This window comes from Phyllobacterium sp. SL163 (assembly GCF_049896885.1).
Lineage (GTDB): Bacteria > Pseudomonadota > Alphaproteobacteria > Rhizobiales > Rhizobiaceae > Phyllobacterium > Phyllobacterium calauticae.
The window spans coordinates 559,672-580,451 of sequence record NZ_JAFCVE010000003.1 but is presented as its reverse complement, the minus strand read 5'-3'; the positions used below and the strand labels follow the sequence as shown (position 1 = coordinate 580,451).

General features: G+C 58.9%; 22 protein-coding genes and 1 tRNA gene. 14 read left to right on the top strand and 9 right to left on the bottom strand.

Translation table 11 applies throughout. The features are described 5' to 3' along the window. Positions 1-202: 202 nt before the first annotated feature. The 5 genes from ACP7B1_RS09730 to ACP7B1_RS09710 all read right to left on the bottom strand — a co-directional run bounded on the left by ACP7B1_RS09730 (position 203) and on the right by ACP7B1_RS09710 (position 3,992). Positions 203-802, bottom strand: a complete 600-nt coding sequence (locus tag ACP7B1_RS09730) for a tetratricopeptide repeat protein (RefSeq protein ID WP_346306484.1) — start codon at positions 800-802, stop codon at positions 203-205. 17 nt (positions 803-819) lie between these two features. Next, the gene (locus ACP7B1_RS09725) at positions 820-1,254 is read right to left on the bottom strand and encodes an NUDIX hydrolase (RefSeq protein WP_346306488.1); all 435 of its coding nucleotides are present in this window, start codon (positions 1,252-1,254) and stop codon (positions 820-822) included. 359 nt (positions 1,255-1,613) lie between these two features. After that, positions 1,614-2,111: a xanthine phosphoribosyltransferase gene (gpt, locus tag ACP7B1_RS09720; RefSeq protein WP_346306483.1), complete on the bottom strand. Its 498-nt coding sequence runs from the start codon at positions 2,109-2,111 to the stop codon at positions 1,614-1,616. Positions 2,112-2,273: 162 nt separating this feature from the next. Next, positions 2,274-3,116, bottom strand: a complete 843-nt coding sequence (locus tag ACP7B1_RS09715; RefSeq protein ID WP_223613102.1) for a universal stress protein — start codon at positions 3,114-3,116, stop codon at positions 2,274-2,276. Between the two features lie 126 nt (positions 3,117-3,242). Continuing rightward, a complete protein-coding gene (locus ACP7B1_RS09710; RefSeq protein WP_346306482.1) occupies positions 3,243-3,992 on the bottom strand; it encodes a competence/damage-inducible protein A in 750 nt (249 codons plus the stop codon). A gap of 174 nt (positions 3,993-4,166) precedes the next feature. Between ACP7B1_RS09710 and wrbA the strand changes: the two genes are divergently transcribed. Then, the gene (gene wrbA / locus ACP7B1_RS09705) at positions 4,167-4,766 is read left to right on the top strand and encodes an NAD(P)H:quinone oxidoreductase type IV (protein WP_223613104.1); all 600 of its coding nucleotides are present in this window, start codon (positions 4,167-4,169) and stop codon (positions 4,764-4,766) included. Between the two features lie 5 nt (positions 4,767-4,771). Here the strand turns inward: wrbA and map are convergent, their stop codons facing one another. From map to ACP7B1_RS09690, 3 genes are all read right to left on the bottom strand, one after another. After that, entirely contained in the window at positions 4,772-5,566 is a 795-nt protein-coding gene (map, locus tag ACP7B1_RS09700; RefSeq protein ID WP_346306481.1) for a type I methionyl aminopeptidase, read from the bottom strand. Further along, entirely contained in the window at positions 5,563-5,775 is a 213-nt protein-coding gene (locus tag ACP7B1_RS09695; RefSeq protein ID WP_346306480.1) for a ParD-like family protein, read from the bottom strand. The genes map and ACP7B1_RS09695 overlap by 4 nt, the downstream gene beginning before the upstream one ends. A 106-nt stretch (positions 5,776-5,881) precedes the next feature. Beyond that, positions 5,882-5,967, bottom strand: a tRNA-Leu gene (locus ACP7B1_RS09690). 639 nt (positions 5,968-6,606) lie between these two features. On the opposite strand from ACP7B1_RS09690, the gene ACP7B1_RS09685 reads away from it, so the two are divergent. The 6 genes from ACP7B1_RS09685 (at position 6,607) to ACP7B1_RS09660 (ending at position 12,740) form a co-directional block, all read left to right on the top strand. Next, positions 6,607-8,103 carry an ArnT family glycosyltransferase gene (locus ACP7B1_RS09685; protein ID WP_346305042.1) on the top strand — a complete coding sequence of 499 codons (1,497 nt, stop codon included), beginning with the start codon at positions 6,607-6,609 and terminating at the stop codon, positions 8,101-8,103. Between the two features lie 151 nt (positions 8,104-8,254). Next, the gene (gene ade / locus ACP7B1_RS09680; RefSeq protein WP_346305043.1) at positions 8,255-10,069 is read left to right on the top strand and encodes an adenine deaminase; all 1,815 of its coding nucleotides are present in this window, start codon (positions 8,255-8,257) and stop codon (positions 10,067-10,069) included. Further along, entirely contained in the window at positions 10,066-11,325 is a 1,260-nt protein-coding gene (gene ilvA / locus ACP7B1_RS09675) for a threonine ammonia-lyase IlvA (RefSeq protein ID WP_426136886.1), read from the top strand. The genes ade and ilvA overlap by 4 nt, the downstream gene beginning before the upstream one ends. Positions 11,326-11,403: 78 nt before the next feature. Then, positions 11,404-11,649, top strand: coding sequence for a hypothetical protein (locus ACP7B1_RS09670; RefSeq protein WP_223613110.1), 246 nt, complete (start codon positions 11,404-11,406; stop codon positions 11,647-11,649). Between the two features lie 9 nt (positions 11,650-11,658). After that, on the top strand, positions 11,659-12,207 hold the full coding sequence (locus ACP7B1_RS09665; protein ID WP_346308446.1) for a DUF1697 domain-containing protein: 549 nt from the start codon (positions 11,659-11,661) through the stop codon (positions 12,205-12,207). Continuing rightward, positions 12,204-12,740: a DUF1697 domain-containing protein gene (locus ACP7B1_RS09660; protein ID WP_346308447.1), complete on the top strand. Its 537-nt coding sequence runs from the start codon at positions 12,204-12,206 to the stop codon at positions 12,738-12,740. Before ACP7B1_RS09665 ends, ACP7B1_RS09660 begins: the two co-directional genes overlap by 4 nt. Here the strand turns inward: ACP7B1_RS09660 and ACP7B1_RS09655 are convergent. Beyond that, on the bottom strand, positions 12,708-14,132 hold the full coding sequence (locus tag ACP7B1_RS09655; protein ID WP_403175575.1) for a PLP-dependent aminotransferase family protein: 1,425 nt from the start codon (positions 14,130-14,132) through the stop codon (positions 12,708-12,710). The genes ACP7B1_RS09660 and ACP7B1_RS09655 overlap by 33 nt on opposite strands. Positions 14,133-14,284: 152 nt before the next feature. Between ACP7B1_RS09655 and ACP7B1_RS09650 the strand changes: the two genes are divergently transcribed. The 7 genes from ACP7B1_RS09650 (at position 14,285) to ACP7B1_RS09620 (ending at position 20,778) form a co-directional block, all read left to right on the top strand. Further along, positions 14,285-15,148, top strand: coding sequence for a DMT family transporter (locus tag ACP7B1_RS09650; protein WP_346308449.1), 864 nt, complete (start codon positions 14,285-14,287; stop codon positions 15,146-15,148). A 70-nt stretch (positions 15,149-15,218) separates the two neighbouring features. Further along, the gene (locus ACP7B1_RS09645; protein WP_223613115.1) at positions 15,219-15,497 is read left to right on the top strand and encodes a type II toxin-antitoxin system RelE/ParE family toxin; all 279 of its coding nucleotides are present in this window, start codon (positions 15,219-15,221) and stop codon (positions 15,495-15,497) included. A gap of 13 nt (positions 15,498-15,510) precedes the next feature. Next, positions 15,511-15,801 carry a HigA family addiction module antitoxin gene (locus tag ACP7B1_RS09640; protein ID WP_223613116.1) on the top strand — a complete coding sequence of 97 codons (291 nt, stop codon included), beginning with the start codon at positions 15,511-15,513 and terminating at the stop codon, positions 15,799-15,801. Positions 15,802-15,942: 141 nt separating this feature from the next. Beyond that, positions 15,943-17,139: an HPP family protein gene (locus ACP7B1_RS09635; protein WP_426136896.1), complete on the top strand. Its 1,197-nt coding sequence runs from the start codon at positions 15,943-15,945 to the stop codon at positions 17,137-17,139. Between the two features lie 333 nt (positions 17,140-17,472). Further along, positions 17,473-18,807 carry a DEAD/DEAH box helicase gene (locus tag ACP7B1_RS09630; protein WP_223613487.1) on the top strand — a complete coding sequence of 445 codons (1,335 nt, stop codon included), beginning with the start codon at positions 17,473-17,475 and terminating at the stop codon, positions 18,805-18,807. Positions 18,808-18,997: 190 nt separating this feature from the next. Then, complete coding sequence (locus ACP7B1_RS09625) at positions 18,998-20,032, top strand: cysteine synthase A (protein WP_346308451.1); 1,035 nt, start codon at positions 18,998-19,000, stop codon at positions 20,030-20,032. Continuing rightward, a complete protein-coding gene (locus ACP7B1_RS09620) occupies positions 20,032-20,778 on the top strand; it encodes an alanyl-tRNA editing protein (protein ID WP_346308452.1) in 747 nt (248 codons plus the stop codon). Before ACP7B1_RS09625 ends, ACP7B1_RS09620 begins: the two co-directional genes overlap by 1 nt. Positions 20,779-20,780 lie beyond the last annotated feature (2 nt).

Sequence of the window (20,780 nt, the reverse complement as noted above, 5' to 3'; positions counted from 1 at the left end):
CATTACTCCCCGGTCACGCCACAAACGCAACGACTGCCCTATAAAAAGTGACTCGGGCTCGAGCGTCAAGAATTAGTTTTTTACATATTTGTGACCGCAACATCTTGTGTGTCACATATGTGGATAACGGGGAGAACTTTCGCTTGTTTTTCCGGTAGCTGGCTACGGATGGAAACGTGGCGCCAATGGCGCCCAACACAACCTATTGTGGGTTCTTGTCCTTCAGGCGCTCATATTCGAGGGCGTCGCGCGTGGCATTTTCCGTATCGCCCTTGGCGTTGTAGGCAATGGCACGGTTGTAAAAGGCGGTGGGATAGTCCGGTTTGAGGCGGATAACGGCGGTATAACCGGCAATCGCCGCGTCGAGATCGCCTTTCTTTTGAGAGGCATAGGCTTTGCCATACAGGCTGTCGATGTCTTCGGGGGTCAGTTTGAGCGCCGTGTCGTAGTCCTCGATCGCCTGATCGTAATTGCCTTGGTCGTGCCTGGCGTAGCCCCGGCTGTACCAGGCATCCTTGAAGTCCGGCTTCAGGATGATGGCATGGGAATAATCGGCAACCGCAAGATTGAGCTTCTGGACATCCAGATAGGCGTTGCCCCTGTCATAATAGGCCTTGGCGCGCAGCTTATCCGGCGCGCTGTCAATCCAGTTGTTGCAGTTGCTGATTCGCTCTTCCGGCGATGACGATGCGGTCTCGTCGATGCAGCCATGCTCGATCTTCTGCAATTGCGTATTGTCGAGAGCGAGGGCGGGGCTGGAAAGGATGGCGATGATGGCGAGCGAAAGATTGACGCGGATCATATCGCTCGTCCCGAACATCAGCGTGAGGTGACGAGCGCCGGATCAAAACTCGCAATGAGGGCCTTCAGTTCCGGTTCTTCGACCCGGCGGGCGCATTCTTCGACGCTGACCCATTCGAGGCGGCGTTCGCCGCGTTCGGGCCAGTTCTTTTCCTGATGGGAAAAATGCATGGGAAAGACATCGACGACGAAATCGCCGCATTCGCCTTCCGACATATCGTGCTTTTCATAGCGGTAAACGCCGATGGAGAAGGGGGCGATATCACCGCGCGCACCGGCTTCCTCATAGGCCTCGGTCTTGGCCGAATGGGCGAAGGTCTTGCCAACCTGCGGCCAGCCCTTGGGCAGCACCCATCGCCCCGTGCCGCGACTGGTGATCAGAAGAATCTCTGTCTGGTGTTTTTTGACCCGGTAAACGAGAGCGGCAACCTGGCGGATTCTGCCGTCCGGCATTTCAATCCGCTTTTCCGTCACGATCTCGTTGGCGTAATTTAAGTTCAATGCTCCGCTCTTTTTTTGCGATTTGTTTCAATGATTGTGAACCGATTCTTGCAAATCGCAATCACTCTCAGGCTACTGTTCCTAGCTTATATGCGACTTGTGTCGATTTTTTGAACAGCAGTGCAAAAAAACCACAGCGGATCCCGCAGAGGCAATATCACTTCGAAGGCAGGGAATCCATTCTACGGAAGAATGAGAGGCAGCCGGAATGAACGGCGCTGATCAGGATATGCCGTGGCCCCCAGCGAGGTCATGGTTCCATTCGTGTTTGGGCGGAGGCGGTTCGGGCAACCCCCGCAGGAAATGGCTGGTTAGCCCCGGTGTCCCTTGGTGATCGGTTCCTGATAGGTCAGGCCCATATCCCAGGGGAAATAGATCCAGGTGTCCTGTGAGACTTCCGTGACGAACGTATCGATCAGCGGGCGGCCCTTCGGCTTGGCGTAGACCGTGGCAAAATGCGCCTTGGGCATCATGGCGCGCACGACCGCAGCGGTTTTTCCCGTATCGGTCAGGTCGTCGATGACGAGAATGCCCTCGCCACCATCTTGCAGAAGGCGCGGATCGACGTCCTTCAGCACCTTGAGTTCGCCCTGTTCCTCATAGTCGTGGTAGGAGGCGATGCAGACGGTCTCGATCATGCGGATGCCGAGTTCGCGGCAGATGATCGCCGCCGGCACGAGGCCGCCGCGGGTGATGGCGACCATGGCGCGCCATTCGCGCTGCATGCCCGCGACACGCCAGGCAAGGGCACGGGCATCCCGATGGAACTGGTCCCAGGACACCGGAAAAGCTTTTTCGGGAAGAGACATGGCGCACTCCATCAAGAAAACACGAAACAGGCGGAGCTAATAATCCGCTAGGGAATGCGTCTCGCAATAGCTGGAAATGCCTGCCCATGGCAAGCTGCTTGCGCAGCCTGTCCTTTGCAAGGGGGCAGAAACATGTGATTTACGGCTTTATCCGCTCAATCGTCAGCGTGACATCAGCGTCAGGCAGGGCATGTCCGATATGAACGAGCTCGTCACACCGCCGAATACCCATTCCTTGAGGCGCGACTGGCTATAGGCACCCATGACGATCAGATCCACCTTGTCGTCGGCAATCTTGCGGCGCAGGATCTTGTCGGCGGCCTCGCCATTGGATTCAATCGTGAAAGGATTGACGTTGACGCCGTGGCGGCGCAGGGCGTCCGAGAGCGGGGTGCCCGGAATATCCATGTTCGGGTCGGTGGTTTTCTTCGGATCGATCCAGACGACATCCGTGCGCTCGGCCTTGATCAGGAAGGGCAGGGAATCGAACGCTGCCCGCGAAGCCTCGCGCTTGCCATTGAAGGCAACGAGCACGCGGTTGATTTTCGTCGGGAGTTCGATCTTGTAGGGGACAAACAGCACGGGACGCCCGCTTTCCATGACAAGCGGGTCGGTGACATCGTTGACGCTGTCCGGATCATCCGGGTCCGGTTGCCCGGCCACGATGATATCCGCACGCAGGGCGCTTTGGGTGACACCGGCCGACGGGCTGCTGCTTTCCGAGCGGACAATGCGGAACTCGTGGGAAATCCTGCCCTTGCCCATTTCCTTGTTGAACAGCGCAGAGATCGCCTCCGAATTTTCCTTGTGGCGCTGTTCGTGCGCCTCGAACAGGGTCGTATCGGCAAAACCGGTGGGATCTGCGTAAACGATGGGAGAGGGGATCGTGTAAAGGCCGATGATGTGGGTTCGTTCGCTTGAAGAGGCGATCAGCTTTGCCGCGCCCATAACCCTTGGCGCCTCGCGCTCGCTGCGGATAAAAGCGATGATCGTGCGAAATGCCATGCGGGCCTCCATCGGTTGACAGGTCGATCTTGCTATTCAGAGCATTATACGCTCCGAACGCAAGACCGGCGCGTGTGATTTTATCGCAGGTGCGAACCGGAACGTTGGCCGCGGGCCTATGGTTCCTCAGATTTGCTTGGCCGATGCGAGGTGTTCCACCATGGCCCGTACGGCCTGTTCTGCAGCGGCAAGCTTGTCCTCGTCACGGGCGCGGACGACCAATTCCGTTGAAAACCTGTTGTTTTCGTACTTCGGATAGGAGCCGATGATCGTATCGGGGTGCGCCGCCTGGATATCGCGCAGCGGTATGGCAATCGTGCCTTCGCCGAACGGGCAATTGACCGAACGGGAAAGCAGCTGCTTGCCGACCCTTAGCGTGGGAATCACATTGTCGAGCATCGCCTGAAAAATCGAGGGAACACCCGCCATCACGTAGACATTGCCGATGTTGAACCCGGGCGCGGTCGAGACGGGATTGTCGATATGCACGGAACCGCGCGGCATGCGCGCCATGCGCTGGCGGCTTTCGGTGAACTCCATGCCGCGCGCCGCGTAATTGTCGCCCAACAGCTGCATGGCCTTGGCGTCATGCTCGCAAGGCACGCCAAATGCCTTTGAAACGGCGTCCGCCGTAATGTCGTCGTGGGTCGGGCCGATGCCGCCTGAGGTGAAGACATAATCATGGGCGCCGCGCAGGGCATTCAACGCATCGACAATGCGGTCTTCCTCATCCGGAACAATCCGCACTTCCTTCAGATCGATGCCGACCGCCGTCAGAATATCGGCGAGATGGCCAATGTTCTTGTCCTTGGTCCGGCCGGACAGCAACTCGTCGCCAATGGCAAGCATGGCAGCGCTCACGACTTCATTCGTCATCTGGATTCTCCTATCGCGGGGGCGACCGTAATGGGCGCAAACAGCTGCCGCAAGCCATTTCAAATGGTGAACAGTTTGTCGCGACAATGTCTGTTTTAACGAACAGCGAAAAGCTTAACCTATGGGACATGGCGGCATTTTCCCGTCCAACCGATGTCAACGATGGAGACGATCATGGCCAAGGTGTTGGTGCTTTATTACTCAAGCTGGGGACATATGGAGCAGATGGCCTATGCTGCTGCGGACGGCGCACGGGAAGCCGGCGCCGAGGTCACTGTCCGGCGCGTGCCGGAACTGGTTCCGCTCGATGTGGCGAAGGCCTATCACTACAAGCTCGACCAGAAGGCAGAGATTGCCACGGTGGACGAGCTTGAAACCTATGACGCGATCATTGTCGGCGTATCCTCGCGCTTTGGCTCGATGTCGGCGCAGATGAAGAATTTTTTCGACCAGACCGGCGGTCTCTGGGTCAAGGGCGCGCTGATCAACAAGGTCGGCTCGGTCATGGCGTCTTCAGCCACCCAGCATGGCGGCCAGGAACTGGCGCTGGTTTCCACCCAGTGGCAGATGCAGCACCATGGCATGATCATCGTACCGCTCTCCTATGCCTATCAGGCGCAGATGGGCAATGACGTCGTGCGCGGCGGTGCGCCCTATGGCATGACCACGACGGCCGATGGCGATGGTTCGCGGCAGCCTTCGGCGCAGGAACTGGAAGGCGCAAAATTCCAGGGCAAGCGCGTTGCCGAGATCACGATCAAGCTGCACGGCTGATTGAATCAGCCAGCTGGCGCAAGCCGCCTGAGCGGTCCTGCCGTCAATTCGTCAGGACGCAGCGTCAGCACGGACACACCGGAGGCTGTAACGGCAACGGTGTGTTCAAACTGTGCGGAAAGTGACCCGTCCCTCGTCACGACAGTCCAGCCGTCAGCTTGTGTTTTTACGGTCCGGCGGCCCTGATTGAGCATCGGTTCGATGGTGAAAACCATGCCCTCACGCAGGGTGAGGCCGGTTCCCGGCTTTCCGAAGTGCAGGATCTGCGGTTCCTCATGCATCTCCCGGCCGATGCCGTGACCGCAATATTCACGCACCACGGAATAGCCATTGCGCTTGGCGTGGCGTTCGATTGCCCAGCCGATGTCGCCAAGCCGCGCACCCGGTCGAACGGCGTGGATGCCCATCCACATGGCTTCGTAAGCGGTGTGGACCAGCCGTCTGGCGGCCGGATTGACGTTGCCAACGAGATAGGTCTTGCTGGAATCTGCAATATAGCCGTTCTTCTCAAGCGTGATGTCGAAATTGACGATGTCGCCGTCCCGAAGCACCTCCGATTGGGACGGGACGCCATGGCAGACCACATCGTTCACCGAAGAATTCAGCACAAAACCATAGCCGTACTGGCCTTTGCTCGCAGGGCGGGCCTGAAGATCATGGACGATGAAACGCTCGGCCATTTCATTGATCTGAAGTGTCGACATGCCGATAAGCGAGGTTTGATCCAGCAGCCCGAACACGGACGCCAGCAGCCGGCCGGATTCGGCCAGCAATGCCAGTTCCTGGGGCTGCTTCGTCATGCTTCACTCGCGGCCAGCGGTTGCGCGGAAACGCCGGCGGAACTGAGCTCGCGCTCGATGATCGCGGTGAAACTGAGCGTCGGATTGGTCTCGCAGAGCATGCCGACTTTAATCCAATAGGCGGCCTGCGCATTGATTGAGCGGTACGATACTTTGCTCGCCCTGCGCAGTTGATCGTGCAGATCGTCGTCTATGCTCACAATGCCCACGGGTATCTCCATATATGAACCATATATGGATCGTATATAGTATGGATATGAAAAGGCCAAGGGTAACGTTGCACAGCAGCATGATGAAACGTGCGGGGACGAGAAATGGTGCGGACGGCGGGGGTCGAACCCGCATGACCTATGGCCGAGGGATTTTAAGTCCCTTGCGTCTACCAGTTTCGCCACGTCCGCGCGCCTATGCTTTTCAACGGTTCGGACGATTCCGTCAACAGCCGTTTGCCGGAAAATCGGGGCTCGATCACGTTCCCACGCCCATGGTCCAATGACCGGGCCCCGAAAGCCGGAAGCAACCGGCATGACAGAGACGGATAAAGGGCACGGAAATTTAGTTGAAAGTTCAGATTAATTTTTGGCGCTATTGTCTTCACAAGAAAGCGCAAAAGGAAAGGGCGGGATACTGACCGATCCCGCCCCTTCACCCCACCCCAGGAATTGTTCTTGTTTTGGTGAGGCTTGAATATTCGTGTGAGATTTGCTGTTCAGATGCCGCCGTCAATCTTGCATTCCAAGCGCACCAAGTACTCAGCGCTCTGTCGTTTCACCACTCACAGGCTGCCGACCGCATTAATCGTAGACGTTATGCTCGATCTCTCCCTGAACATTGCAACTACAGTTAGAGACATTAGCCACTTGCATTGACTTGAAAAGGGACGCTGCTGTCCCTTTTTGCAATATGCCCGTTGCGCCAGCCCAAATGTGCGCAAAGCATTTCATGCGACGGGATGTGCGGCCGATCATCGACTGCACGTATTGGTGGATTTCCACATCCAGTTGGACTAGAAGCGGCTTATCCAAAAGTATGAGAGAACAATGTCCGCTATTCCGCTTCAATCTCCATTGCGCAGTGTCAGACAGCTGGCGTCGGAGAATCCGGGGCTGCTGTTTGTTCTGCTATATTTCGCCTTTCAGGTGGTGTTCCTGACGATTATTTCCAACGGCGCCGGTGTCGACGATGCCGAGCAGCTGGCCTATGTCGGCGCGCTGCAATGGGGCTATGGCGGTTCGCAGCCGCCGCTTTATACCTGGATAAACAGTGTGGCGGGGGATATCCTCGGCATCCGCATGTCGACCGTCTTCCTGGTGAAGTTCGGCATGCTGGCGAGCCTCTTTGTCAGCGTTTATGCCGGCGCCCGGCTGCTGGGAATGCGCAAAGCCGTCGCGGCGGCCGGCATGGTCGGCGTGTTTCTTCTACCGCAGATCGCCTGGGAGTCGCAGCGAACCCTGACGCACTCCGTCGGCGCGACCACCGGTTGCGCCTGGGCATTCCTCGCCTTCGCCTGGCACATGAAATCGCGCTCCTGGCTGTCTGCCGCCTTGCTGGGGCTGGGCATCGCGGCCGGACTCCTCGGAAAATTCAATGCGGGCTTTTTCCTCGTCGGCTTGATCCTGGCCGGGTTTTCCGTTCCGGCCTACCGGGCCGTTCTTCTGTCATCCAAGTCCATTCTGACACTCGTTGCCTTTTTCGCCGCCGTCACCCCGACTGCCCTTTGGGCGCTCTCCCACATGGACAACCTCCTGGCGCGCTCGCACAAGTTCCAGATCAATGAAGGCGGGCAGTTCATTGTCAGCCGGTTGCATGGCGAATGGAAACTGTTCCTCAATGGCATCCTCTTCTCCGGTGTCGCGCTGGTATTCTTTGCCGTCGCCTGGTGGCGGAGCCGGGCGCAGCAGGTCACGCCGAAGGCAGATTTGAGCGACGGCGAAACCTTTCTCGGCCGTGTTCTGTTTTTCGCCCTGGCGGCGGTCTTTGTCGGCGTGCTCGTGAGCGGTGCCGCCGAGGTGAAGGATCGCTGGCTGCAACCGGTGCTTTTCCTGTCGCCGCTCTATCTGGCAATGCTGCTCGGCCGTTACATCGCGTCGGATCTGCCGCTGAAGCGCTTCGCCATTGTCGGTGCGCTGTGCGGACTTGCCGTCATTCCGATACTGGCCGTTAATATCCTCTATGCCTATGAGGGCGGCGCTCCGTCCATCGGCCAGCTCGACTATGGCAAGCTCTACGCGGCGACGCGGGCCGACGGACATTATGTGACTGTGGTTTCGGACGGTCCGCAATTGCCGGGCAATCTGCGTCTTTACGATCAGTCCTTGAGCCCGATCCATTGGGAAATGCCCAATGCGGCGGCCCGTATCCGTTTTCCCGCGCTGTTTGTCTGGTTCGGCGAAGCTCCGAACCCGGTGGTGCAGGGGCTGATGCAAGGCGCCGGCATGACCAACCCGCCCACGGACATCAAGCACATAACGCTCGGTTACAAATACTATCCCGATCAGACCAAGGTTGTGAGCTACGTGATTGTTCCGGCGCGTTGACAAGCGGACGGATAGGCATGCCCCCTTATCGTCTGACGCCGTGCGGCGATTGCCCCAAGATTTCAGGTTTTTTTCAACGATTGCGCTGGAATCACGGTTGCAGGCGTCTTTTTCGTATATGGATTATATTCATAATGAGTGAGGTGATGAGATGAGCAGACAGGCGAGAACCAGCAACAAGCCGCAGGCATGGACAGAAGCAGCGCCCTTGCTGGTGGATGTCGCCATGGGCCGCAGTCATGCCGATCTTGTCGTGCGCAACGGCCGCCTTGTCAGCGTGTATTCCGGCGAGATTATTGCAGGCATCGATATCGCTGTTGCTGCCGGACGGTTTGCCTTTGTCGGTCATGGCGCGGAACATTGCATCGGGCCCAAAACCAAGGTGATCGATGCGGGCGGCCGCTACCTCGTGCCGGGCCTGTGCGATGCGCATATGCATGTGGAAAGCGGGATGGTCACCGTCACCGAATTCACACGCGCCGTCATCCCGCATGGCACGACCTCCATGTTCATCGATCCGCATGAAATCGCCAATGTGCTTGGTCTGGAGGGCGTCCGGCTGATGCATGACGAGGCGCTGGCCATGCCGATCAACGTGCATGTGCAGATGCCGAGCTGTGTCCCGTCGGCGCCGGGTCTTGAGAATGCCGGCGCTGCCATCAGCCCGGCCGATGTGGCGGAAGCCATGACCTGGCCGAACATTGTCGGGCTCGGCGAGGTGATGAATTTCCCCGGTGTCGCCAACAATGATGCGACCATGCGCGGCGGTATCGATGCGACGGTCAAGGCCGGCAAGACCGTGGGCGGGCATTTTGCCTCGCCGGAACTTGGCCGTGCCTTCCATGGCTATGTGGCAGGCGGGCCGGAGGACGATCACGAGGGCACGCGCATGGAAGATGCGATTGCCCGCGTGCGCCAGGGCATGCGCGCCATGCTGCGCCTCGGTTCGGCATGGTACGATGTCGCCAGCCAGATCAAGGCGGTGACGGAGCAGGGGATCGACCCGCGCAATTTCATCCTGTGCACCGACGACAGCCATTCCGGCACGCTGGTCAATGACGGTCACATGGACCGGGTGGTTCGCCACGCCATTGCGCAAGGCCTGAAGCCGGTGACGGCGATCCAGATGGCGACACTCAACACCGCCCAGCATTTCCGGATGGAGCGCGAGATCGGGTCCATTACCCCCGGCCGCCTTGCCGATTTCCTGATTGTTTCGGATCTCGCCAATCTGACCATCGACCGGGTCTATGGCCGCGGCGTGCTCCTGGCGGAAAAGGGCAAGCTTGCCGCCGACATTCCGGCCTACGACTATCCGGCCTTTGCCAAGAATACGATCAAGCTCGGCAAGAAACTCAATGCCAGGGATTTCGACATCAAGGCGCCGAAACCCGGTAAGCAGGTGACGGCGCGGGTGATCGGCGTCATCGAGAATCAGGCGCCGACGAAGGCGCTGGAGGCGGAACTGCCGGTATCCGACGGTATCGTGCAGATGGACCGGCGCAATGATGTGTGCCAGATCGCTCTGGTGGAGCGGCATCGTGGCACCGGAGCCGTGGTCAACGGCTTTGTCTCCGGCTTCGGTTATACGCTGGATTGCGCCATGGCGTCGACAGTTGCCCATGACAGCCATCACATGATCGTTGTCGGCACCAACAAGGATGACATGGCGAAAGCCGCCAACCGCCTCGGCGAAGTCGGTGGTGGCGTGGTACTGTTCTCCAAGGGACGCGAGCTGGCGCTGGTCGAAATGCCGATTGCCGGACTGATGTCGGACCAGCGGGCGGAAGTCGTTGCAGCCAAGGCGGACAAGCTGGTGAATGCCATGCGCGCCATGGGATGCAGTCTGAACAACGCTTATATGCAGCACTCGCTGCTGGCGTTGGTGGTCATTCCCGAATTGCGTATTTCCGATGTCGGCATTATCGATGTCAGAACATTCGAGAAGGTTGACCTGTTCCTATGACTGCATTCGTCAAGGCTGTGGACCGCGCGACGGAAAAAATGCGCGCGCTGTTCCCGGAAACGCCGTTGCAACTCAATCATTATCTTTCGCAAAAATATGGCGCGCAGATCTGGCTGAAACGCGAGGATCTGTCGCCGGTGCGTTCCTACAAGATTCGCGGTGCCTTCAATTTCATTGCGCATTACTTGAACGAGCACAAAACGGAAGATGTGACCTTTGTGTGCGCATCGGCCGGCAATCACGCGCAGGGTTTCGCCTTCATCTGCCGCCATTTCGGCAAGCATGGCGTGGTTTTCATGCCGGTGACAACCCCGCAGCAGAAGATCGACAAGACCCGGACATTCGGCGGCGAGTTCATCGAAATCCGCCTCGTTGGCGACATTTTCGACCAGTGCTACGCGGCGGCGCAGGATTTTGCCGCCGACAACAATGCGGTCATGGTGCCGCCTTTCGACCATACGGATATCATCACCGGGCAGGCGACCGTCGCGCACGAGATCGCAGCGCAGCTTCCCGACAAGCGCAAGCCGGACCTGATCATCCTGCCGGTGGGTGGCGGCGGACTTTCTGCCGGTGTGACGCGCTATCTCACCGATCTTGGCTGGGAAACCCGGTTCCGTTTTGTCGAGCCTGCCGGTGCGCCCAGTCTCAAGCGCAGTCTGGAAGCGGGAAAACGCGTCAAGCTCGATACGGTCGACAACTTTGTCGACGGCGCTGCCGTTGCGGAGATCGGCCGGGAAAACTTCAAGCTTCTCAAGGAGTTCACCGCGGACTCTGTGATGTTGATTCCGGAAAACCGCTTGAGTTCGACCATCATCGAAATGCTGAACATCGAAGGCATCGTTGTTGAACCCGCCGGGGCTCTCGCCATCGATGCGCTTAAGGATTTCAGGAAGAGCGACCTGAAGGGCAAGCGCATCATCCTTGTCATCTCAGGCAGCAATTTCGATTTCGAACGCCTGCCGGAACTGAAGGAACGTTCGCTGCGCTATGAGGGATTGAAGAAGTATTTCATCTTCCGTTTCCCGCAGCGTCCGGGCGCACTGCGGTCATTCCTCGATCTGCTCGGTCCGGAGGATGATGTGGCGCGCTTCGAATATCTCAAGAAATCGGCCCGCAATTTCGGTTCGGTGCTGATCGGTATCGAAACCAAGAACAAGGCGAACTTCGACGCCTTGTTCAAGCGCTTTGACGAAGCGGGCTGGGCCTATCAGGACATCACCGAGAACGAAACGATCGCCGGTTTGATTATTTAAGCTACTTATAGTTGCAGTTCGTTTTATCGAATGTCAGACTATTCACTGGGGCGATAATCCAATGGGGCATATTTTCAAATGACTGATATTCAACAGAAGCCAACATCGCATTGGCGCATCATTCTTGCTTTTATTCTTGATTTCATCACCGCCTTTGCCGTCCTCGGCTATGTCGTGGCGAGTTTTCTGGGTGGAAAGACCGAAAACGGCTTTTCTCTCAATGGATGGCCGGCGCTGGTCTTTTTCGCATTGATGATTGCCTATTTCGTTGTGGGAAAACGGGTCGGCGGGACGCTGTGGAAGCGCATTCTCGGCGTCAGGTAATGAGGCTGTATGGGGCGCAGAACGACCTACATCATTCTGTTTCGCGGCGTCGGCGGTGCAACATCGCTGCCGGTGCAGCCGTTGAAGGCCGCACTTCTCGCCGACGGTTTCGAGAAGGTGGCCACCTACATCAATACCGGTAACGTCGTTCTGGTTTCAGATCGGACACCGAAGCAGATTATCGCAAGAGTCGCGGCTATCGCGTTGGAAAAGTTTGCTTTTTCCAAATCCATCATGATCGTCAGCAAGACTGCATGGAAGAAGCTGATTGCGGGCAATCCGTTTCCTGACGGCGAAGGCAACAAACTGCACGCCTATGTTCTGGAGAAGCATCCCGACCGGGAGGCCGTGGAAGCCCTGGAGCGGAAAAACACCGGGCCGGAGCAGTTCGCCATCGATGGCATTGTGCTCTATTATTACCCGCCGCAGGGTGCCCCGGAATCGAAACTTTTCAGCAAGATCGAGACGACGCTCAAAGTCGCCGCGACAGCACGCAACTGGAACACGGTGCTGAAACTCGGGCAACTGGCGGAACAAATCGACAGGGGCGCAGAATGACGAAATATGTGGTGCTGTTCAGGGGAATCAATGTCGGTGGCAATAAGATCGTCAAAATGGAGACCTTGCGGACCGTCCTGGCCGTGGCGGGATTTGGCGATGTCAAAACCTACGTGCAGAGCGGCAATGTGATTTTATCGTCGGATCAGACTGCGCGTCGCGTCGCTGAGATCATCGGGGAAATCTTTCCGCGCACCTTTGGCTTTCCGTCGCGTGCAACGATCCGCACTGTGGACGAGTGGAACGCGATGGTGAGCAAGAACGCCTATCCGGGAGCGCTCGACAACCCGAAGAACCTGCATGCGGTGATTATGGACGATGATCCGACGGATGCGGCGCTGGTGGAGCTCGCCAGCCGGGCCGCTGCAACCGAGGAATTCACCGTGCGCAACAGGGTCCTCTATCTCTACACGCCCGATGGCTTCGGCAGGTCGAAAATGGCCGAGGCGCTCGACAAGGTGCTGAAAGTACCGCTCACGGCGCGCAATTGGAGGACGGTTCTAACGCTGCAGAGCATGCTCGCGGCCATTTAGCGCTGTTTCCAGCACACGCAGGATGCGCGGATCTGCGCATTGGGCGACGTTGAAGCGCATGTAATTGTTGGCCGACTGCGTCTGGCTGAACACGTTGCCGGGCGCAAAAACGATCTTTTCCCTCAGGCCTGCCTGAGCAATTTTTCCGGCGTCGATGCCTTCCGGCAGTTTGCACCAGAGAAACATGCCGCCGCGCGGTTCGATCCATGGCATCACGCCAAGCGCTTTGAGTTTGACGCTGGTTTCACCCATGCTGTGGGCGAGGCGAGCCCGCAGATGGTCCATATGCTTGCGGTAGGTGCCATCCTTCAGCATCAGCAGAACGAGTTCCGATGACAGGCGTCCGCCGCCGAAGGAGGTGGCAATGCGCAGGTCGACCAGGCCGTCGATCCAGTCGCGGCGGGCGGCAATGAAGCCGCAGCGCACGGAGGCCGACAGGGATTTGGAAAAGCTGCCCATGTGAATAACGCGCTCCAGCCCGTCGAAGGCGGCAAGACGCGGCGCTGGTTCATGTTCGAAATCGGCAAAAATATCGTCCTCGACGATGGTGAGGTCGTGCTGTTCCGCCAGTTTGAGCAGGCGGTGGGCGATGACGGGTGACAGTACCGCGCCGGTCGGATTGTGCAGGGCCGAGTTGGTGATGTAGAGGCGCGGGCGATGTTCCGCCAAGGCCTCGGCAAACCGCTCGAGGTCAGGTCCATGCGGCGTATAGGGAACGCTGACGATCTTGACCCGGTGTGCCCGCAGCAGGGCATGGAAATTGAAATAGCAGGGGTCGTCAACAATGACCGCGTCACCCGGTCCGACGAGGGAGCGGCATAGGAGATCGATGGCCTGCGTGCCGGATTCGGTGATCATGATCTGGTCCGGGGCCGCCTCGATCCCATGTTCGGCCATGCGCCGCGACAGAAGCTGGCGCAGCGGCTTCAATCCCAGGGGTGTCGCATAGTCGGTCAACAGGGCGTCATCGGCGCGCGCCAGTGTCCGCAGCGCGCGGCGTACGCCAGCCTCCGGCATCCACGACGCCGGCAGCCAGCCGCATCCGGGTTTGGGCATGCCGTCATCGGCATCCAGCGACAGGCGTGAAACCCACAAGGGATCGATGGCGTGATCAAGCCGCGGGCCGATCTCCGCCAGGGACAGCGGCGGCATATGCCCGGCGACATAGAAGCCGGAGCCGCGGCGCGACTGGATCGTGCCTTCTGCCGCAAGCCGGTCATAGGCTTCGACGATGGTGGATTTCGACACCTGCATGGTTGCGGCAAAGCTGCGGATCGAGGGCAGGCGCGCGCCGGGGCCGAGCGTGCGTGCGGCAATCCGCTGACGAATGGCCTGCATCACTTGCTCGACAAGCGTCGCGTCACGTCCGGCAATTTCGGTTTTCTCATCCATCTGTACCGCTCAACATACCATGACAGTTTTTCTGTATTGTACTGTACCGTCTCTGGAAAATCCATGGCCGCGAGCCGATACCCCAGAGCAATTTTGTCTGACCGGCACCACGCTGTCTGGACAAGATGCTCCGGGCAAAACGAGGTGTACTGATGGACAAGATGACGAGCGGCTGGATCAACGGATTCGTCGGAATGGTGATTTTCAGCGGTTCGCTGCCCGCCACGCGCGTGGCGGTCGCCGATTTCGATCCGGTGTTCCTGACGGTCGCCCGTGCCACGATCGCCGCTTTGCTCGGGCTGGCCATGCTGCTGGCGTTTCGCGAGAAGCGCCCGGCCAGGGCGGACCTCATGTCGTTGCTGGTGGTGGCGCTCGGTGTCGTCGTCGGCTTTCCCCTGTTGACGGCATTGGCCCTGCGCCATGTCACTTCAGCCCATTCCATCGTGTTCATCGGTCTTCTGCCATTGTCGACGGCGATCTTCGGCGTGCTGCGCGGCGGCGAACGTCCGCGCCCGGTTTTCTGGGTTTTTTCCTGTCTCGGCAGTTTGTGTGTTGTCGGTTTTGCAGTTTATCAGGGGGGCTCTGCCTCGCTGACCGGCGATCTCCTGATGTTCGCGGCCATCATTGTCTGCGGCCTTGGCTATGCGGAAGGCGCACGGCTGTCGCGCAGGCTCGGCGGCTGGCAGGTCATTTCCTGGGCCCTTGTCGTGTCATTGCCCCTGATGCTGCCGCTGACACTCTACATCATGCCGCATGACTGGAGCGTGATCGGGCAGGGCGCCTGGCTTGGCCTCGCCTATGTCTCGCTGTTTTCCATGCTGATCGGCTTCATCTTCTGGTATCGCGGTCTGGCGCAGGGCGGCATCGCCGCCGTGGGGCAGCTGCAGCTGCTGCAGCCCTTCTTCGGGCTGGTTCTGGCAGCAACGCTGCTGCACGAGACCGTGGGCTGGTCGATGATCCTGGTGACGATGGCCGTCATCCTGTGTGTCGCCGGCGCAAAGCATTTCGCCCGGTAAACGCTGGGGTGAAGCGCAGGATTTCAACCGATCTCCTTGCAAAGTGTATCGTTACAGTTTACAAAAACCTATGATCTTGCGCTTTCGACATAAGGGACTGGAAACTTTCTACCGCACAGGATCGACGCGAGGTATACAACCGGCCCATGCGCCAAAGTTGTTGCGTGTTCTGTACGCTCTCGAAAACGCTGTTCGCCCGGAAGAATTGAACTTGCCTGCTTACCGGTTGCACCCGCTAAAGGGCGCATTGAAAGGCCACTGGTCGATTTGGATCAATGGCAATTGGCGCGTGACATTCCGTTTTGATGGAAACGACGTGGAACTCGTGGATTATCTGGACTACCACTGAGAGGATGCTGCAAATGATCAAGACACCACCTCATCCCGGCGAATTGCTCCGCGAAGATGTCTTGGCACCACTCGGTATGAACGTTACCGAGGCGGCGAGCCGGCTTGCCATTTCGCGCGTTACGCTTTCGCGCATTCTGAACGGAAAGGCTGGAATAAGCCCGGATCTTGCTGTTCGGCTGGAGCGGGCGGGTGTCAGTACAGCGCGCTTTTGGCTGACACTGCAGACCAGCTATGAACTCGCCAAGGCTCTGCAGCACGAGCAGCCTCCCGTCAAAGCCATTCAGGTGCCGGACGCTGCTTGACGGAAATCAGGCCCTGTCCAAAGTCTCACGCCAGCCAGTCGTGGTCATTTTTTCTGGTTTTTCGCGGTTTTCAAGAAAACCATTCTTTGCCAGCGCGCGTGTCAGGCGGTATGCGCTGAAGCGCAACGTCGAGAACACATGATGAAAGCAGTCCTGTCCAATCTGAAGCGATTCCTGCCCGCACTGGCGCCGGTCAGCACAATGGAACGCCTGCGCGCCTGTTTCGGCGCTCTGCTGGGCGTCTTTGTCACCGGTGTCGTCAGCGAGCAGGCGCTGGGCGCGACAACGGCTGTGCCGCTGCTGATCGCGCCGATGGGCGCTTCGGCGGTTCTGCTGTTTGCCGTTCCCTCCAGCCCGCTGGCCCAACCCTGGTCAATCATCGTTGGCAATACCATCGCGGCGCTGATCGGCGTGACTTGCGCACTGTGGATTCCTGATCTCGTCATCGCCTCGGCGGTTGGCGTGTCCCTGGCAATCCTCGCCATGATCGCCACCCGTTCGCTGCATCCGCCAAGCGGAGCTGTCGCCCTGACGGCCGTCCTCGGCGGTCCGGTCGTGCACAATCTCGGTTATGGCTTTGTGCTGTGGCCGGTCGGGCTCAACTCGCTGCTGCTGCTGATTGCAGCCCTGGCCTATAACAATCTGACCGGCCGCCGCTATCCGCACATCGTGCCCGTTCCGGCCGCCAATGTGCACAAGACGGCCGATCCGCTGCCGACGCGCCGCATCGGTTTTACCCCCGCAGACCTCGATACCGTGCTGCGGCAGTATGACGAAGTGCTCAACATCAGCCCGGATGATCTCGATGCCATCCTGCACAAGACCGAGATGCAGGCCTATCACAGGCGTTTTGGCGAGGTACATTGCGCGCAGATCATGTCCACCGACCTTGCCACGGTGAAAGCCGACACGCCATTGCATCTCGCCTGGGCCCTGCTGATCAAGCATCGCATCAAGGCATTGCCTGTCGTGAATGCCCACCGCAACATCATCGGCATCGTCACCCAGACCGACTTCATGGAAAATGCCAACTGGGATCGGGATGGCGATCTGCATATCGGTCTGGCACGCCGCCTGCGCCGCGCCGTCAAGCTGGATCGCCTGAAGCACCGCACGGTTGCCGATATCATGACGAGCGAGGTGCAGTTCGTCCGTCCGCAAACACTGGTGACGGACCTCGTGCCGGCCATGGCGGACCGGGGGCTGCATCATTTGCCTGTTGCCGACGACAATGACAGGCTTGTCGGCATGGTCACCCAGTCCGATCTCATTGCCGCGCTCTATAGCGGCAGCCTGACTGCGGGGCGGCCGGACGAGCCGCTGACTTTGGCCGGATGAACCGTTTCACCAAAAAGCGCTATTTTGCGGCGCACAATAAAATCGTTTGCTTTTTTGTCCAAGAAGGCCCATATGCCGGTCAGGCGCTTGGACCGGACACTCCGGTCTTCCGATTGCGGACTTCGTGGCGTCTAAGACCTGCTGGCACACTGTCACAGGCACGGCTGCGCAAGTCGCATGGAACCGAACGGTTCCCGGCGTCTCGTCGTTCATCCCGAATATGTTACATGCAGGTTGCGCCCTGTGATGTGTTTATGGCCCGTGATTCCCATCGCGTCTGGCCAATGAAAGAAGATTGAATTGGAAAATATTGAAAACACCGGCTTTGCCGCCATGGGTCTGAATGCCATCCTGCTGAAAGCAGTCGAGGCAGCTGGAATGGCTACTCCCAAGCCCATCCAGCAACAGGCTATCCCGGCACAGCTCGCCGGTCAGGACATTCTCGGCATCGCCCAGACGGGCTCCGGCAAGACGGCGGCGTTCAGCCTGCCGATCCTGCAGAAGATCCTGACCATCGGCGACAAGCGCAAGGGCAAGACCGCCCGTGCGCTTATCCTCGCACCCACCCGTGAACTTGCCGTGCAGATCGAAGAAACGGTCCGCAAGCTCTCCAAGGGCGCGCATATTTCGACCGCGCTTGTGCTCGGCGGCGTGTCGCGCGTGGCGCAGATCAACAAGATGCAGGGCGGCGTTGACGTTCTCATCGCCACACCCGGCCGCCTGACTGATCTGGTGCGCGACAACCGCATTGACCTGTCGGAAACACGCTGGCTTGTGCTCGATGAAGCCGACCGCATGCTCGACATGGGCTTCATCAATGATGTGAAGCGCATTGCCAAGGGCACGCACAAGGACCGTCAGACCGCGCTGTTCTCCGCAACCATGCCGAAGGAAGTCGCAACGCTGGCTGAAAGCCTGCTGCGCAATCCGATCCGTGTGGAAGTGGCGCCGCAGGGCACCACCGCTGCCGAGATCAAGCAGGTCGTGCACATGATCCCGACCAAGCAGAAGAAGCAGGTCCTGTCGGCCATGCTGAAGGACGAAACGCTGTCTTCGGTCATCGTCTTCACCCGTACCAAGCATGGTGCCGATGCCGTCACCCGTGTTCTGGAGAAGGACGGTTATGACGTGGCTGCCATTCACGGCAACAAGTCGCAGAACGCCCGCCAGCGCGCCCTCAACGGTTTCAAGGACGGTTCGGTTCGTGTTCTGGTTGCCACCGACATTGCCGCGCGCGGCATCGATGTCGTCGGCATCAGCCACGTGATCAATTTCGACCTGCCGGACGAGCCGGAAAGCTATGTGCACCGTATCGGCCGCACCGGCCGCAACGGCGCGTCGGGCAATGCGATCACCCTTTATGATCCGGCTGAAGAAGCGTCCAAGTTCAAGGCCGTCGAGCGCGTCACGCGCATGCGTCTGCCGCTTGCCGATTCGCCGATTGATCTGTCGAGCCTGCCGGCACGTGTTGCCAGCAATGATCAGCGTCCGGCACGCCGCGAAGGCGGCAATGGCGCACCGGCCAAGAAGCCGCATCGCGGTCAGGCACCCGGCAAGCCACGCGAACCGCGCGGCGAAAAGGTGTGGAGCAATGATGGCGGCGCTCCAGCGCAGAAACGCCCGATGCGCCGCAACAAGCGCAAGAGCTTCGGCGCCAAGGCAGCCTAAACCTCGCGACAAAGAATCAATCAGGCCGCCGGTACGATGTACCGGCGGCCTTTTTGTTGGCATCGGCTTGCCGTGATACGGCAATGCCGGGAAATAAAGACCTGCATTTGCATGACTTTCTGCCATTCGGTGCTTGAATGGTGTGCTGCGGGCAAATAGGTTCAGGCCAAGCAGAATGAGGACTTGGCCCATGTTGAATTCAGTGATCGACGCCATCGGCAACACGCCGCTTATCCGCCTGAGCAAGGCATCGGCTTTGACCGAGTGCGATATTTACGGCAAAGCCGAATTTCTGAACCCGGGACAGTCGGTCAAGGACAGGGCGGCGCTCTATATCATCCGCGATGCGGAAAATCGCGGCCTGCTGCGTCCGGGCGGCGTCATCGTCGAGGGCACGGCGGGCAATACGGGCATCGGCCTGACCATGGTCGCCAAGACCCTGGGCTACCGCACGGTCATCGTTATCCCTGAGACACAAAGCCAGGAAAAGAAGGACGCCCTGCGGCTGCTTGGGGCTGAACTGGTCGAGGTTCCCGCTGTCCCTTACAGGAACCCCGACAATTATGTGAAAGTCTCCGGCCGCCTTGCCGAACAGATGGCAAAGACCGAGCCGAATGGTGCGGTCTGGGCCAACCAGTTCGACAATGTTGCCAATCGTTTGGCGCATGTGGAAACGACCGCGCCGGAAATCTGGCGCGATACCAATGGCAAGGTCGACGGCTTCATCTGCGCCGTTGGTTCCGGCGGAACCCTCGCGGGAACGGCAGCCGGGCTCAAGGCGCGCAACAAAGACATCAAGATCGGTCTTGCCGATCCGCTGGGGGCAGCGCTTTATTCCTACTACACGACAGGTGAATTCAAGGCTGAGGGGAGCTCGATCACGGAAGGTATCGGGCAGGGCCGCGTGACGGCCAATCTGGAAGGGTTTACCCCTGACTTTTCCTATCAGATACCCGATGCGGACGCGCTGGATGTGGTGTTTGATCTGGTGACGGAAGAGGGGCTGTGCCTGGGCGGTTCGTCCGGAATCAATATTGCCGGTGCTATCCGCCTGGCGCGCGACCTTGGTCCGGGCCACACCATCGTCACGATCCTTTGCGACTACGGCAATCGCTACCAGTCAAAAATGTTCAATCCTGAATTCCTGCGTTCCAAAGATCTGCCGGTACCGCGCTGGATGGAAGCGAAGACGAATATCTCTGTTCCGTTTGAAGGCAATCACTGATGGCATACGACACGACGATACTCTTCCGCGACGATTCCTATCTGAAGGAAATCGAGGCGACTGTCCTCGCCATCAATGAACGCGGCGGCATACTCACGGACCAGACGATTTTCTATGCAACCTCCGGCGGGCAGCCCGGCGATACCGGCGTATTCGTGCGGGCCGACGGCAGCACGATTGCCATTGCCGCGACAGTGACGGGCGAAAGCAAGGAAGAAATCATCCACGTGCCGGCGCCGGAGCAGCCGGTGCCTGCCATCGGCGAAAAGCTCGTCCTGCGTATCGATTGGGACCGGCGTTACAAGCTCATGCGCATGCACGCCGCCTGCCATCTGCTCAGCGTTGTCTGCCCGTTTCCGATCACCGGCGCTTCTGTTGCCGAGGATGACAGCCGGGTTGACTTCGACCTGCCGGATGCCGGTGTGACCAAGGAAGACGTGACGGAAAAGCTGATGGAACTGGTCAATGCCAACCATCCGATTTTTACACGCTGGATTACCGATGAAGAGCTTGCGGCCAATCCGGGCCTGATCAAGTCGAAGAACGTGCGCCCGCCGACGGGCACCGGGCGCATCCGCCTTGTCTGCATCGGCAAGGATGCATCCATCGATTCGCAGCCTTGCGGCGGAACGCATGTGGCAACAACAGGCGAAGTCGGCGTGATCCATATCGGAAAAATAGAAAAGAAGGGCAAGGAAAACCGGCGGTTCCGTATCCGCTTCGGTGCCTCGCCGGAAGGAGAATGACC